Consider the following 13,735-nt stretch of genomic DNA (forward strand, 5'->3'; position numbering starts at 1 on the left):
GACGCCGCCTCATTACCAGCGATGGTCCTGACGGCCAAGCGGAGCGGCATGGACGCTCGATTCCGCCGCTCCGGATCGCTAGAACCGGGGGATGCGACGCAGCAGAACCGGATTTTCCCTGATCGAGGCCCTGGTCGTCCTGGCCATCGGCGGAATGGCGCTGGCCATCGTCTTTTCGATCGGCACGAAGGCCGGCGACAGCGGCTTCGCCCTGGGCCGACGCGCCATGGCGGCGGCGGACGCCGACATCTCGGTGTCGGATCTGCGGACCGTGATCCAGAGCTTCGCCCTTCGTCCGCCCGCCATGGCCCAGACGGGCCTGGACACGCCCGTGACGGGCGAGCCCGACCGCTTGGAGGGGCCCGTGGTCATGAAACGGGCCACCCCTTGCGCGCCCCAGGGCTGGGCCGGTCAGCTGTCTCTGGTTCTGGAAGACCGCGACGGGGGACAGGCCCTTGTCTGTCGGGCGGGGGCCCGCACCGTGACCCTGATGGCCGTCCCCGCCGGACGCGCGGGCTTCACCTTCTCCTCCGACGGCCGGGAGTGGGACTCCCGCTACAGCTCCGATCCCACGGCCTTCGCCGACCCGAGCCAGCTGCGCTACTTGCGCCTGTTCGTGCGGCTCGACGCGCCGGGCCAGATCGATGTTCTGGACGGCGTCACCTCCGGCCCGATGCAGCGCTGGACGCGAGAAAGCGAGTTCGGAGGTTGACCCGCCGCGGCTTCGCCCTGCCCGCCGTCCTCGCCGTGACCGGCGTGGTGACCATCGTCTTCCTGGTCGCCATCACGGCCCTGTCCAGCCTGACGGCCGAGGCGCAGAGCGCGCGGTCGCGGATCCGTTTCATGGAACGCGCCCTGACGGCCGAGGCGGCGGTGACCATGATGGCCGCCACCGAACCCTTCTCGCCCACCGGCGTCGAGGTCGGCGGCCTGCGCCGCGTCAGCGAGTTTCTGGGTATGACGCCCAGCTTCACCACAGGCGTGCGATCGGGAGACCTCCGGATGGATGGCCGCCCCTATCAGGCTTCCATCGACGGCGTGCCGACCCTGATCGGGGTGCAGGACCAGGCCGGTCTCATCAACGTCTCGACCCTGGACCAGGCCGGGCTGGATCGGCTCGCGACCGCCTCGGGCCTGTCGATCACCCGGCGCCGCGACCTCTATCCGCGTCTTCAGGACTATGTCGATTCCGACGACTTGAGGACGCTCAACGGGGCCGAGGCGGACGACTATGACGAGGGCGGGCCTGCCAACCGTCGCCTCCTGCTGGGCGCCGAATGGCTGTCGGTGCTCGGGGTGCGGGAAGCCGTGGACGCCCGTCGATGGCGGGCGCTGCGCGACAATGTCGTCGCCGACAGCACCGAGGCGACCGGCAACGTCAACACCGCCCCCCCCGCCGCGCTCCGGATCCGCTTCGGCCTGACCGAGACCGAGACCCAGAGGGCGATCGCGGCGCGGGACCGGGGTGCGATCCTGTCCATGGCCGATCTGGGCGCGATCATCGGCCGGGACCTGAATATCGACCCCCTGGCCATCTACACATATCCTTCGGGGCGGATGATCTTTACGATCCGCGACACGCAATCGCCCTGGGTCTATCGCGGTCGGCTTTCGCTGACCCCGGGCGATCCGGATCAACCCTTCTGGATCGACCAGACCGAAACCTTCGAAGGTCCCCAGCGGACCAGAGCCGATCCCACAGATGCACCTGCCTTTCCTTATCCCACGCGTTGATTTCCTCGGCTCCGACGGGACGCTGGAGGCGCTGCATCCCGGCGGCGCGCTCGGCCGCCTGCGCCGGCCCGTGCTTCTACTGGCCCGCGATCTCTGCGCCTTCCAGATCTTCGACAGCGCCGCCCTGCCCCGGTCGCGCCGGCGTCAGGCCGCGCGCCTGCACGCCAAGCTGGCCTCGCCCTATCTGGTCGGCGGCGCGGCCCTGGTGAAGGCCGGCGGCGACTTCGGCATCTGGTGGTGGGATATCGACCGCCTGCCCCAGGCCGTGTCCGATCGCTTCGGCGGCGTCCTGCCCGCGATCCGGCCCGAGACCCTGGCTCAGCCCGCCGCCAACGGCTGGCGCGTGGTTCGCCTGCGCTTCGGCTACGAGGCCCAGCTGTGGAGCCAGGGCGCCCTTGTGGCCTCCGCCTGGCGCCGGGATCGGTTCGACGGTCCGGCGTGGCGGGCCTTCACCAGCCTGCAGCGCGGCGTCGACGCGCCCGACGAACCGCCGACCTCGCAATCTCTGCCCGTGGACTATGACGGCGAGGCCTTCTCCCTGGCCCGCGCCGAGATCTCGCGGAACCAGGCCATCGGGGCCGCGGCCGGCGGCTTCGCCGTCGCCGCCTGCGCCGCTGCAATGTTCCTGCTGGGCCAGGGAATTCAGCTTCGCGACGACGCCGGCCGGATCGGCGTCGAGGCGGCCAAGATGCGGGCCGATACGCCCCGCGCCGGCGTCCTTCAGGCGCTGGAGATCGACCGTCGCCGTCTGGCCGACTATCAGCGGTTGGAAGAGGCCACCAACCCCATCAGCGCCGCCGGCGCCGCCATCGGCATCGTCGCCTATCACGACATCACCCCGACGGCGGTGGAGGCCGGTCAGGACGCCATCACCCTGACCCTGCCCTATGCGGCGGTGGCCATCGCCGACCAGCTGATCGAGGAGTTCGAGGGCTCGGGCTATTTCTACGACGTGCGCCCGCGCACCGAGCCGACCTCGCAGTCGCTCATTGTGGAGATGAAGGTTCGCGAGGCGGCGCCGCCGTTGTCTGCAGCCGGCTGAACCGACAGGTCCCGTCGTCGGTCCTCAGGGTCATGACGACCCGGTCGCCGTTCAACAGATTGGCCGTCGTCGTCCCGCACGCGCCGCCTTCGTCGATCTCCAGCGTCGGAGCCATGGTGTAGCGCCACGGCTCCCTCAGCCGCACTCGCCGCTCGCCCAGCGCCGGATCGGGCTGGACCTGCGGGTCGATCAGACGGATCGGCGTCTCGGTGCGATTAGCCTCGCGACGGAGGTCGGACACCTCGCGCTGGAACTCGAAGAAGACCGCGTGGGCCGTCGCCTGGTCCAGCATCTTTGCCGACGACGGCATGATGACCGCCGTCCCCATGGCGAAGATCGCCAGCACGACCAGGATTTCCAGGAGGGACATGCCCTCCCGGCAACGCCTAGCGGGCCTGATCGGAGGTGACATCGGCGTTGACGCCCTGGCCGCCCTCGGTCCCGTCGGCGCCGTAGCTGAGCACCTGGGGGCTGGGGTCGGGCGCGCCCGGCGCACCGGTCGCATCCGCCGCCGGCGGGCGATAGATGTAGGGACGACCCCAGGGGTCCGACGGAAGATCGCGGTCCAGATAGGGGCCGTACCAGCCCGACACCGTCTGCGGATCGGCCCGGATCAGGAGGGCCAGACCCTCCTGCTCGGTCGGCAGGCGACCGATATCCAGACGCATGGTCTCCAGCGCGGCTTCCAGCGAGCGGATCTGCAACCGGGCCGTCTGGGTCTTGGACCGATCCAGCTGGGCGAACAGGCGCGGCCCCACGACCGCCGCGATCAGGGCGATGATCGCCAGAACGACCAGAATTTCGAGCAGGCTGTAACCCGGACGACGCTGGAGACGCCGACGTGAGGCGGCCAGCTTTTCGAACGCTTTGGAGAATCGATTCATGAGCACCGGCGTGAGGGACCGTACTGAAAGTGGAAGGCTATTATGCTCCCCGGTCGGCTGCTATACCCCAGCCTCAGGGGACGGTCGATGCGAATTGCGGGCGACCGGCGCGCAGCGAAGCATGACGGATCGCCATTGAAGGGCTTGCCAGCCGATATCGCCGCATGGGTCAGGGTCAGGAGCGCGCTCCTGACCGAGCGGCTTGCCCGGACCACGGTTCGCGAGCGGGTGCTGCTGGGCGGACTGGTGCTGGGCGCCCTCGCCTATGCCCCCATCGCCGCCCTGGACTGGCGCACCGCCCAGGAAGAAGCCTATGTCGACGCCTTGACCGAGCGCTCGGCCGCACGCCTGGAACGCGCCGCCGCCCGTCGTGTCTCGGCCGCGGCCGCCGACGTGACGGCGGTCGAGGACATGAAGGACTGGGGCTTTGACGCCACCAACCCCGCCGTCGCCGGCGTCCTGATCGAGCGTCGCATCAAACAGGCCGCCGATACGGCGGAACTGACCCGGCTGAAGATCACCGTCGACAGCGGGATCGAGGACGAGGGTTCCACCACCTGGCTCGGCGCCGAGGTGGAGGCCGATCTGGTGTGGCGGGGCGTGTTCCGCTTCCTCGACATCCTCTCCAGCTGGCCGGAAGGCTTCCGGGTCACCCGCTTCAACTACGAAGTCCGGCCCGTCCCTCCCGGAATGGAAGGGATCGCCGGCCAGCTGTCGCCCGGCACCGTCCGCATCGGCCTGGCCTTCCCCGTGACGGTCGAGACCCGCGACGAGGAGGCTCCGGCCGTATCGGCGGCCCAGTCGCAGCCCGCGCGGGCCGCGGCCACGAACGGCATGTTCGACACGGGGCCGCAACGATGAAGTGGGCTGCGATCTTCGTTCCTCTGGTGCTCGCCCTGGCCCTGGTGCTGGGCTGGGCCTTCCCCGGCCGCCCGGAAGAGCCGCCCGGCGTCACGCGCGGCGTCGGCGGTCCTCAGGATCGCGGCCTGACCCTGCGTCCCGGCGAAAGCACGGCCGCAGCGGTGCGCTTCCTTTCGACCCTGCGGTCGGATCCGCCCCCGCCTCCACCGCCGCCGCCCCCTCCACCGCCGCCTCCACCGCCCCCTCCTCCGCCGCCGCCGGACGTCGCCGTCACCTTCAAGGCGGCGCTTCTGGGCATCAATCGCGATCCCCAGACCGATCGACTGGGCGCGCTTGTCCGCAATCCTGCCGCGTCGGGGCCGCAAATCGTCGTCATGAGTGTGGGCGACCGCTTCGGGGATTGGCGGATAAGTGAAATTTCAGCAGATGCCGTCACCCTGCGAAAGGATCGGGAGATCCGGGTGATTCGGTTGTTCGGCTGAGACTTGGGAGAAGCGCCATTGGCGACCGTGATGTCTGACCACGCAAGATCGTTGAAACTGGCGGTCTGCCTGCTGCCGCTGGTTCTGGTGGCCGGCTGCGCCGCGACCTTCCCCACCCTGACGACCTCGGTGTCGCAAGCCGATCCGACCGGCATTCCAGCGGAGGCCGATCAGGAGACGGCCTCCACGGACAACGCCCCGACCCAGGGACGTCGCGACACCCTGCGCATTCCGTCGAACGTCGGCGCCCGGCCCGAGGGTCGCCCTCCGGTCACCGACGCCCAGATCGACGCCCTCGTTTCCGACGAGATGGTCGACACCACCCTGGCGCCCCAGCCGATGGGCCAGTTCATCGCCACGGTCTTCGGCGGCGTCCTGCAACTGCCCTACACCGTCAGCCCCGACGTCGCCTCGCGCCAGGAAGTCATCGCCGGCGGAACCGGCGGCACGGTGTCGAAACGCACTCTGTTCCGCCTGACGCAGCGCGCCCTGGCCCAGTACGGCATTCAGGTCTACGCGGACGGCAACTACATCACCATCGGCTCGCCCGACGCTGCGCCGGGCGGCGGCCAGGTGATCCGCGGCCGGGATCCCCAACCGAACGCCAGCCGCGTGGTGCAGTTCTTCACCGTCCAATCCATCGACATCAGCGCGCTGCAGCCCCTGCTGGCCGACCTCTATCCGCAGCTGTCCGGCGTTCGCGTCACGCCGGATTCGGCTTCCAACAGCCTGATCCTGTCCGGCTCCGGCCGTGACGTCGCCGCCCTTGCCCGCGCCCTGCGCGAGATCGACCAACCCCGCTTCGCGGGCGCCGACGTCCTGCGTGTCGAACCGGTCTTCCTGAATGCCGAAGCTCTGAGCCAGGCCCTGAACCAGGCGCTGTCGACCGAAGGCTATGTGGTCAGCACCCAGATCGGCATCACGCGTGCGATCACGATCCTGACCTTCCCTGCGGCCAATCAGATCCTGGTCTTCTCGGAGAACCCGGACCTTCTGGATCGCGCCCGCTTCTGGGTCGACACCCTGGACCAACCGGCCGCCCTGGGCGCCCAGCAGACGACCTTCGTCTATCAGGTGCGCAACACCGACGCCCAATCGCTGGGACAGTTGGCCATGGGCCAAGCCCCGACGACCTCGGCCATCCAACCGCCGGTCGGCGTGCCGGGCGGGGTCGCCCAGCAATCCAATCCTCTCGCCGGGATGACGGGCGGCGCGGCCTCCTCCACGACGGCCGCCGCAACCTCGCAGAACAACAGGGGCGTCGGGAGCACCTCGGGCCAGTTCCTCGGCGGAAGGCTGATCACGGACCCGACCGGCAACCGTATCCTGTTCACCGGCACGGCCAGCGATTACGCCCAGCTTCGCACCCTTTTGCAGACGCTCGATGTGCCCGCCCCTCAGGTCGTGATCGAGGTCATGATCGCCGAAGTCACCCTGACTGACGGTACGGACATCGGGGTGGAGCTGTTCGGGCGTGCGACGCGCGGCGACGGCGTCTGGTCGGGCGGCACCGAAGGCCTCAACATCGGCGGCGACGGCCTGCTGGCCACCTTCGTCGGCCCGGATTTCCGCGCCGCCATCAACGCCTCGGCCTCCAACAACAAGGTCAATATCCTGCAGCGCCCGCAGCTGGTGACCCGATCAGGCGGGTCGGCCCGCTTCCAGGTCGGCACCGACGTGCCGATCCTGGCCTCCCAGCGAGCGACCAACACCGCCATCGGCGGCGGCGGCACCGACGTTCTTCAGAATATCCAATACCGTCAGACCGGCGTCATCCTGGACCTCAAACCAACCGTCTACGGCGACCGGGTCGATATCCAGATCAGCCAGGAAATCTCCTCTGCCGGCGCAGCCCCGGCGGGCATCGCCAGCCCGACCATCTTGAATCGCAGCCTGACGACCCAGATTTCCATCGCCGACGGCTTGACCGGCGTCCTGGGCGGTCTGGTGTCGAACAACTACAGCAAGTCCAATGTCGGCATCCCCTTCCTGAAAGACATCCCGCTGCTGGGGTCCGCGTTCCAGACCAATTCCGTGGACGGCGACCGCACCGAACTGTTGATCCTGATCACGCCTCGAATCATCCGCAACGATGACGACATGGCGGACTTGGCGAACAGCTATTCGCGCGACATGAACGCGGCTTTCCGCACCGGTCGGGGTTGGTCCTATACCCTGACCCCGTTCTCGGCGGGTCCCGGCGTGCGCGGAATCGGCTTCGACCTTCCGTCTGCGGAACGCGCCTCGGAACGACCGCCCTTTCTGCCGCGCCTGGGCCCACGCGCGGGCCAGACGGACGTTGACACGGCCTTGCCGGTAGCGACCGAGCCGGCTCCGGTCGTCGTGGTGGGAGACGCTCCGGCCCCGCCCGTCGTGGTCGTGACCCCGCCCCAGCCCTGAGGCGTCAGCCGCGCCAGCCGACCCGGTCGAAGACCAGGGGACCGGGCGACCGGCCCGAGGGTCGCTCGATCTGCACGGTCACGGTGAACCGCTGCACCTCATAGCCGGCGTCGCCGGTCGGGAACGCTGCGGCCCTCACCGGCTGGCCCTGGGCCACGGAGGTCCAGCGGATCGTGTCGCCGTTCGGGATGCGGATATCGCCCGACGGCTGCTCCATCGGGTTCAGACTGGACAGCATCGCCAGGGCGTTTTCCTGCGCCGCGACCTGATCCAGCGCTTCAGCCGCGCGACGCTGGCCCCGCGCCATCTGGATCTGCAGCTCGAAGATGGCGGTCAGGGTCATGGCCGCGATGGCCAGGGCGACCAGCGCCTCGATCAGGCTGAACCCCTCGCGCCCGCGCCGGATCACACCACGCCTTCGTAGACGCTAGACAAGGCCAGAACGAGCGACAGGGCCACGAAGCCGACGATGATGGAGATAAAGGCGATGGCTGCGGGCTCCAGAAGCGCGGTCATCCGCTTCATCCGGTCGCGCAAACGCCCCTCGTAGTTGTCGGCCATGAAGCCGAACATCGCCCCGACCGCGCCCGACTTCTGGCCCGCGCGCAGCAGGCTGAGGTCCATGGCTTCCAGCGAGGTATGGGCGCCCAGGGACTGATCCAGGGTCTGGCCGGCCCGCAGGTCGCCTTCCAGCAGATCCAGCCCTTGCCGGAACGGCCCGATCGGCACGGTCGCCTTGGCCAGTTGCACGGCCGACAGGATCGGCACCCCGCTGTTCAGCGCGAAGGCCGTCAGCCGCGCCCAGGACGCGATCTCGCGCGCCTGCAACACCCCGCCGACCACGGGCGCGCCGTGGGCCAGGGTATAGGCCCGCGCCCGGAAGGCCGGATTGGCGACGATGACCACGATCAGGGCGACCAGGGCGGCGATGCCGATGCCGACGACGCCGAGATTGGCGTTGGCGAACTCGCCCGCCGACAGCACCCAGCGCGACATGGCCGGCACATTGGAGCGATCCTCGCCCACCATGGTGGCGAAGCGCGGCACGACCTGGGTGAAGATGAACCCGACGGCCGAAAGCCCCGCCAGACCCAGGAAGGCCGGATAGGTCATGGCGTTGGAGAAGTCGCGCCTCAGACGGTCGTCATAGGCCATCTGCTCGCCCGCCTCCTTCAGCACCTCCGCCACCTTGCCGGACGCCTCGCCGACGCGGGCCATGGCGTAGACGTAGAAGGGGAAGCCAGTGACGTGGGTCTCCAGCGCCGTGCCCAGGGAATCGCCGCGGCGCAGCGCCGCGATTGCGGCCAGGAACTCGGCTCGCCCCTTCTGCGCCTGCATGCCCTGGGCGACCGTCTCCAGCGCCTCCAGCAGGGACACCCCGGCCTCCAGCATCAGGGCCAGCTGGCGCAGGACCAGAACCCGCTCACCCGGCTGCAGATGGCGGTTCTTGCCCGCCGCCTTCGTCGCCACGGCCGGCTTGATCCGCACGACCGTCAGCCCGTCGCCGTTCAACCGCCTCAGCGCCGCCGCCTCGTCGCGCGCCGTCAGCACACCCTTGGAGACCTGGCCGTCGCGACCGACCGCCTCGTAGGCGAACGAAGGCAGGGTGTCGGTCATGTCCGGACGTAGACGCAGATCTGCTGGCCGCGCGGGTGGTTCCAGTCCCCGATCGGCTGATAGCGCCAGGGCGCCCGGTCGACCGCACGCTCCAGATCCGACATCCGGTAGTGATAGGGGTCCTGATAGTCGTGGGTCACGACGCCCGCAGGCTCCTGCCGGCGCGGAAGGTAGAGATCCGCGTCCTCCGGGCAGTCGAAATAGGTCACGAAGAACCGACCGCCGACCGCCATATGGGGCGCCAGCCTGGCCAGGCATCGGCGCAGATGGTTGAACGGCAGGTGGGTGAAGACCGACTGGGCGATGGCCACATCGACCGGCTCGGGCAGGAAGCCGAAATCGAAATCGTCGTTGACGGCGAAATGGTCTCGCGGCGCCCTGGCGCGCAGAGCGTCGTCCAGCTCCTGTGCGCGGCCGGCGTCGATCAGGGTCTCGGAGATGTCGGTGCCGAAATAGCGGCCGGCGTCGAGATAGGCGATGGCGCGGGCGCCCAGGCGCAGAGACCCGCACCCGACGTCCAGCAGCCGGTCGTTCGGCGTCAGCCCCTGGGCCTTCAGGAAGGCCATCTGGTGATCGCCGATCTCGTCCCACAGGCCGCCGATGATTTGACGGTGGGCGCCGTCGCGAACGCCCTCGGCCACCGCCTCCAGGTCGTAGTAGCCGCTATGCATCGTCCAGATCCTCGACCGCACCGGCCACGCGGTAGACCTCGCTGAGGGTGGTCTCGCCGCGGCGCGCCTTCAAGAGCCCGTCGTCGCCGAAGCTGAGGAAGCCGTCGGCGCGCGCCATCTCGGTCAGGCGATCCTCCTCCGCGCCGGAGCGAAGGCCGGCGAGTATCCCCGGCGTCGCGGGTGCGACTTCGTAAAGGCCCACACGGCCCCGGAAGCCGCTCTGACCGCACTTCGAACAGCCCACGGGCTCGTGCCAGTTGGCCGCCACCCCGGCGACCACGACCTTCAGATAGTCGGGCAGGGCCGCTTCATGGAGCTCGGCCTCCTCCGGCGTCGACGGCCGCGAGCAGTCGGTGCAGAGGCGACGGACCAGACGCTGGCCCGCCACGCCGCGCAGGACGTCGGCCAGAAGATAGTTCTCGACCCCCAGGTCCAGCAGACGCGGTACGGCCGCGAGGGCGGAGTTGGTGTGGACGGTCGAGATGACGAGGTGGCCGGTCAGTGCGGCCTGGACCGCGATCCGCGCGGTTTCCGGGTCGCGGATTTCGCCGACCATGATGACGTCCGGGTCCTGACGCAGGATGGAGCGAAGGCCGGCGGCGAAGGTCAGGCCGATGTCGGACCGGACCCGCACCTGGATCACGCCCGGCAGGTCCAGCTCCACCGGATCCTCGACCGTGATGATCTTGCGCTCGCCGTCGTTCAGGTGGGTCAGCAGGCGATAGATGGTCGTCGTCTTGCCGGAGCCGGTCGGACCGGTGATCAGAAAGACCCCGTTCGGCTGTTCGGCCAGACCGATCAGGGTCCGCTCCTGTTCCGCGCCGACGCCGAGTTCGCGCAGTTCGGGCAGGCGGCTGGTCTTGCCCAGCAGACGCAGGACGATCGATTCGCCCCACGAACAGGGCAGGGTCGAAACGCGCAGATCGACTTCCTGGCCGGAGACCCGGATGGACTGACGTCCGTCCTGCGGCAGGCGGCGCTCGCCGATGTCCATGCCGCTCAGAAGTTTGATGCGCGAGCAGACGGCGTCGAAATTGGCGCGGGGCGCCGCGCGGGCCGTGGACAGGACCCCGTCGATCCGCATCCGGACCAGGAAGCGGTCCTCGAACGGCTCGACGTGGACGTCGGACGCGCGCCGGGTCAGGGCCTCGGCGAAGACGGCGTTGACGAAGTCGATGGTCGGGGCTTCCTGGGCCAGTTCGCGCAGGCGGGCGGCATCGGCCCCCGCCCCGCCCAGACCCAGATCGACCGTCGCGGCGTGATCGGCGTCGACGTCCTGGGTCAGGCCCTCGATCAGGGCGCGCTGGGCCAGAAGGAAGGTGACGGGTTCGTTCAGGCTCTGGCCCAGACGCTCGGCCAGCAGCGGATCGAGCGGCTGGACGGCGGCGCAGAGAATGCGGCCGGGCGCGGCGTCCGGCGCATCTTCCGGCGCAGCCTCCCGCCAGGCGACGGCCTCGCGCTCGGCCCACCAAGACAGAGGCGACCGGATCTCGGCCAGCAGGGCCGAAACCTGATCCGGCATGGGGCTGTCTTCAGGCGCGAGAATGGCCAGGCCGAGTTGTTCGGACAAAACCTCCAGCAGCTGGGCCTCGGACAGGGCGCCGAGACGCACGAGGTTCAGGCCGAACAGGCCGCCGTTCTGGGCCTGAAGCGTCAGGGCGTTGGCGACATCGGCCGGCCTGACCATGCCCCGATCGACCAGGATCTCGCCCAGACGCCGATGCGCGGAGGCGAAACGGATCGTCACCGCCTCGCCCGGCTCCTCGACGGACGGGCCGGTCGGGCTGATACGGGGATCGACGCCGGGCAGTCCGGCTTCGGGAGATCTCTGTCGGATCGTCGCCATGCGTTCGCGTCAGTCGTTGGCCGGAGCGGCGACGGCGGACTGGCCCGTCAGTTCGGGAATCAGGGACAGGACGACGGCGCGGAACTCGGGCCCCGCAGCGGCGAGCGCGCGCAGGTATTGGAGCGTGCTGTCGGCGGGACCTTCGAACACCAGACGCGATCCCTCGAAGCCGCAGCGGACATAGGCCGGCGGCGTGCCGCCCGTATAGACGACCTCGGCGTTCTTGAACTGGCAGTCGGTGAAGGTCTGGTCATCGACGATGACGCGGCCGGACAGGGTCTGGTTTTCGATCTGATCCAAATGGAGAGCCCTCTAGGTAGGCCGCAGTGATAGCGGAAAAACGCGCCTGAAACAGCCTGGCGACGCCCCGCGACCATTCGATGGCCTGGACGGCGCGGCGTTGGGCTTCGCGCAAAAGAAAAGGGAGGGCCGAAGCCCTCCCTTCCCCACGATACGGCGTGAGCCGTTTCGTTCTTAGTAGTTGACGCCTTGGTTGACCGGCAGGTTCGTGGCCGACGAAGCGTCGCCAGCAACGATCTCGACTTCCGTCAGGCCGCCGTTCGAGGTCTGGATCAGACGCTTGACGACGATCGTCGAGGCGCCGACCGGAGCTGCGCCCGGCAGGGCGTTGCCGGTGGTGGCGGTCGTGGCGATCGTCAGACGCAGGTCGGCGCGGCCGAAGTTGCCCAGAGCGGCTTCCAGCGACTGGCTGGTGATGACCAGCTCGCCCGAGGTGCCCAGGGTGCCGATGAAGGTCGAACGACCAGCCGACAGACCGGCGTTGCCGGTCGACGGGTTGTAGACCTGGACGTAGACGCGGCCACCGGCGGTCGAGGCGTCAGCACGGATGTTCGAGACGCGGATGACCGACTGGTTGCCCGAAGCGCCCGACTGGGTCTGCGAGGCGACCCACGGGATGATGTACGAGAAGCCGTCCGTCTGGATGGTTTCGAACGTGCCCGTGAAGGCGGCCGGGGCGGCGAAGCCCGAGGCCAGAGCCAGCTGAACCGAAACGTCGTAGTCCGACGGTTGCAGTTGCGGAGCGCCGGCGCCGCCGGTCGGGTTGACCAGGAAGGTCGTGGTGCCGATGTTGGCGCCGCCCGGAGCGACGACCTGACGCGACGTGGCGGTCGGCGACGTGATCGCCGAGGCGGCGATCGGGCCGCCGGCCGAGTCGTTGGCCGTGGAGGTCAGGCCGGTGAAGATGCCGGTGACGTTGATCGTGGCCGAGGTCACGTCCGCCAGGGTCACGGCCGAACCGTTCAGGTCGCGGTAGACGGCCGTCGAAGCGGCGGCCGGCTGAACGATCGTGTCGAAGGCGACGGTGCCGGCGACGGCGACGTCAACTTGACCGATCTGACCCGGGTTGGTCAGGGTCGTGAAGACCGGAGCAGCGCCTTCGGCAATGCGGGTGTCCAGACCAGCGCCGCCGTTGAAGGCGTTGCTGTCAGCAGCCGTGATCGCACGGTTGGTGCGAGCGGCGAAGGCTTGGTTGTTCGTCGTGATCAGCGGCTGGATGACAGCCGGATCGACCACGGCGCCCGTGACCTGGTTGGTGACGGCGGCGGTGACCGACATCGGGCCGGTGACCAGGATGGCCGGCGAGGCGTAGATCGAGGTCACGGTGTTGCCGGCCGGGATCTGCAGAGCGAAGGTGATCTGCGTCGAGGTCTGGCTGGTGACGGTCAGTTGCGAAGGACCGTTGCCGCCGGCAGCCGAGGCGACTTCAAAGCCCAGAGCGTTGGTCGTGTCGACGCCGCCGACGTTGCCGGCGCCAGCCGAGTTCACCGTGGTGGTCGGCAGAGCGGTCGTGATCGTGGCGCCCGAGTAGGCCAGGGTCACGGTGTACGAACCGGCGGCCAGAGCGTTGTTGAAGGTGAAGATGGTGTCGAACTGACCGACCGAACCCTGCACGCCCGAACCGAAGTTCAGTTCGCGGGCCAGCTTGTACGGGTTGTTCGGAGCAACGGCGATCGGAGCCGTGCCGGCGCGGGCCGACAGCGAGCCGGCTTGGGCCGAACCGGCGGCGACCAGGGCGGTCACAGCGGCGGCGGTGAGCAGAAGAGTCTTAGTCATTTGGTCCCCCAAAAGGTCCATGAAAGGGCGAGAGTCGAATGCCATGACAGGAACCAGGCCAGACCGAACTGGTCTCTCCCGCCCTCTGGCAGTGGCCGTTTTGGACGATGGAGGGAAGGACG

The 13,735-nt window shown here is 69.0% G+C and carries 14 protein-coding genes; 6 read left to right on the forward strand and 8 right to left on the reverse strand.

Features of this window, described 5'->3' with window-relative positions:
- The first annotated feature begins 91 nt into the window (after positions 1-91).
- The 3 genes from ACETK8_RS19325 to ACETK8_RS19335 are packed head-to-tail and all read left to right on the forward strand — an operon-like array spanning position 92 to position 2,776.
- Positions 92-712, forward strand: a complete 621-nt coding sequence (locus ACETK8_RS19325; RefSeq protein ID WP_374037448.1) for a prepilin-type N-terminal cleavage/methylation domain-containing protein — start codon at positions 92-94, stop codon at positions 710-712.
- Complete coding sequence (locus tag ACETK8_RS19330; protein ID WP_374037449.1) at positions 709-1,734, forward strand: hypothetical protein; 1,026 nt, start codon at positions 709-711, stop codon at positions 1,732-1,734. The genes ACETK8_RS19325 and ACETK8_RS19330 overlap by 4 nt, the downstream gene beginning before the upstream one ends.
- The gene (locus tag ACETK8_RS19335) at positions 1,703-2,776 is read left to right on the forward strand and encodes a hypothetical protein (protein ID WP_374037450.1); all 1,074 of its coding nucleotides are present in this window, start codon (positions 1,703-1,705) and stop codon (positions 2,774-2,776) included. Before ACETK8_RS19330 ends, ACETK8_RS19335 begins: the two co-directional genes overlap by 32 nt.
- Here the strand turns inward: ACETK8_RS19335 and ACETK8_RS19340 are convergent.
- Positions 2,721-3,146 carry a pilus assembly FimT family protein gene (locus tag ACETK8_RS19340; protein ID WP_374037451.1) on the reverse strand — a complete coding sequence of 142 codons (426 nt, stop codon included), beginning with the start codon at positions 3,144-3,146 and terminating at the stop codon, positions 2,721-2,723. The two genes, ACETK8_RS19335 and ACETK8_RS19340, sit on opposite strands and share 56 nt — an antisense overlap.
- A 16-nt stretch (positions 3,147-3,162) precedes the next feature.
- The gene (gene gspG / locus ACETK8_RS19345; protein ID WP_374037452.1) at positions 3,163-3,660 is read right to left on the reverse strand and encodes a type II secretion system major pseudopilin GspG; all 498 of its coding nucleotides are present in this window, start codon (positions 3,658-3,660) and stop codon (positions 3,163-3,165) included.
- A gap of 144 nt (positions 3,661-3,804) precedes the next feature.
- Here gspG and ACETK8_RS19350 point away from each other — a divergent pair, with 144 nt between their 5' ends.
- From ACETK8_RS19350 to ACETK8_RS19360, 3 genes are read left to right on the forward strand one after another with little or no spacing between them, the layout of a single operon-like run.
- A complete protein-coding gene (locus ACETK8_RS19350) occupies positions 3,805-4,521 on the forward strand; it encodes a hypothetical protein (protein ID WP_374037453.1) in 717 nt (238 codons plus the stop codon).
- A complete protein-coding gene (locus tag ACETK8_RS19355; protein WP_374037454.1) occupies positions 4,518-5,003 on the forward strand; it encodes a hypothetical protein in 486 nt (161 codons plus the stop codon). Before ACETK8_RS19350 ends, ACETK8_RS19355 begins: the two co-directional genes overlap by 4 nt.
- Before the next feature lie 30 nt (positions 5,004-5,033).
- Positions 5,034-7,403 (forward strand): secretin N-terminal domain-containing protein, encoded by a 2,370-nt coding sequence (locus ACETK8_RS19360; RefSeq protein WP_374037455.1) that lies wholly within the window; start codon positions 5,034-5,036, stop codon positions 7,401-7,403.
- A 4-nt stretch (positions 7,404-7,407) separates the two neighbouring features.
- Here ACETK8_RS19360 and ACETK8_RS19365 read toward each other — a convergent pair whose 3' ends face one another.
- The 6 genes from ACETK8_RS19365 to ACETK8_RS19390 all read right to left on the reverse strand — a co-directional run bounded on the left by ACETK8_RS19365 (position 7,408) and on the right by ACETK8_RS19390 (position 13,613).
- A complete protein-coding gene (locus ACETK8_RS19365) occupies positions 7,408-7,812 on the reverse strand; it encodes a type II secretion system protein (protein ID WP_374037456.1) in 405 nt (134 codons plus the stop codon).
- Complete coding sequence (locus tag ACETK8_RS19370) at positions 7,809-9,020, reverse strand: type II secretion system F family protein (protein WP_374037457.1); 1,212 nt, start codon at positions 9,018-9,020, stop codon at positions 7,809-7,811. The genes ACETK8_RS19365 and ACETK8_RS19370 overlap by 4 nt, the downstream gene beginning before the upstream one ends.
- Positions 9,017-9,691 carry a class I SAM-dependent methyltransferase gene (locus ACETK8_RS19375; protein WP_374037458.1) on the reverse strand — a complete coding sequence of 225 codons (675 nt, stop codon included), beginning with the start codon at positions 9,689-9,691 and terminating at the stop codon, positions 9,017-9,019. Before ACETK8_RS19375 ends, ACETK8_RS19370 begins: the two co-directional genes overlap by 4 nt.
- Positions 9,684-11,537 (reverse strand): GspE/PulE family protein, encoded by a 1,854-nt coding sequence (locus tag ACETK8_RS19380; RefSeq protein ID WP_374037459.1) that lies wholly within the window; start codon positions 11,535-11,537, stop codon positions 9,684-9,686. Before ACETK8_RS19380 ends, ACETK8_RS19375 begins: the two co-directional genes overlap by 8 nt.
- Before the next feature lie 9 nt (positions 11,538-11,546).
- Positions 11,547-11,837: a hypothetical protein gene (locus tag ACETK8_RS19385; protein ID WP_374037460.1), complete on the reverse strand. Its 291-nt coding sequence runs from the start codon at positions 11,835-11,837 to the stop codon at positions 11,547-11,549.
- A 174-nt stretch (positions 11,838-12,011) separates the two neighbouring features.
- Positions 12,012-13,613 carry a hypothetical protein gene (locus tag ACETK8_RS19390; RefSeq protein ID WP_374037461.1) on the reverse strand — a complete coding sequence of 534 codons (1,602 nt, stop codon included), beginning with the start codon at positions 13,611-13,613 and terminating at the stop codon, positions 12,012-12,014.
- Between the last annotated feature and the right edge of the window lie 122 nt (positions 13,614-13,735).

The sequence above is a fragment of the Brevundimonas staleyi genome, assembly GCF_041893865.1.
In the GTDB taxonomy this organism is placed as follows: Bacteria; Pseudomonadota; Alphaproteobacteria; order Caulobacterales; family Caulobacteraceae; genus Brevundimonas; species Brevundimonas staleyi.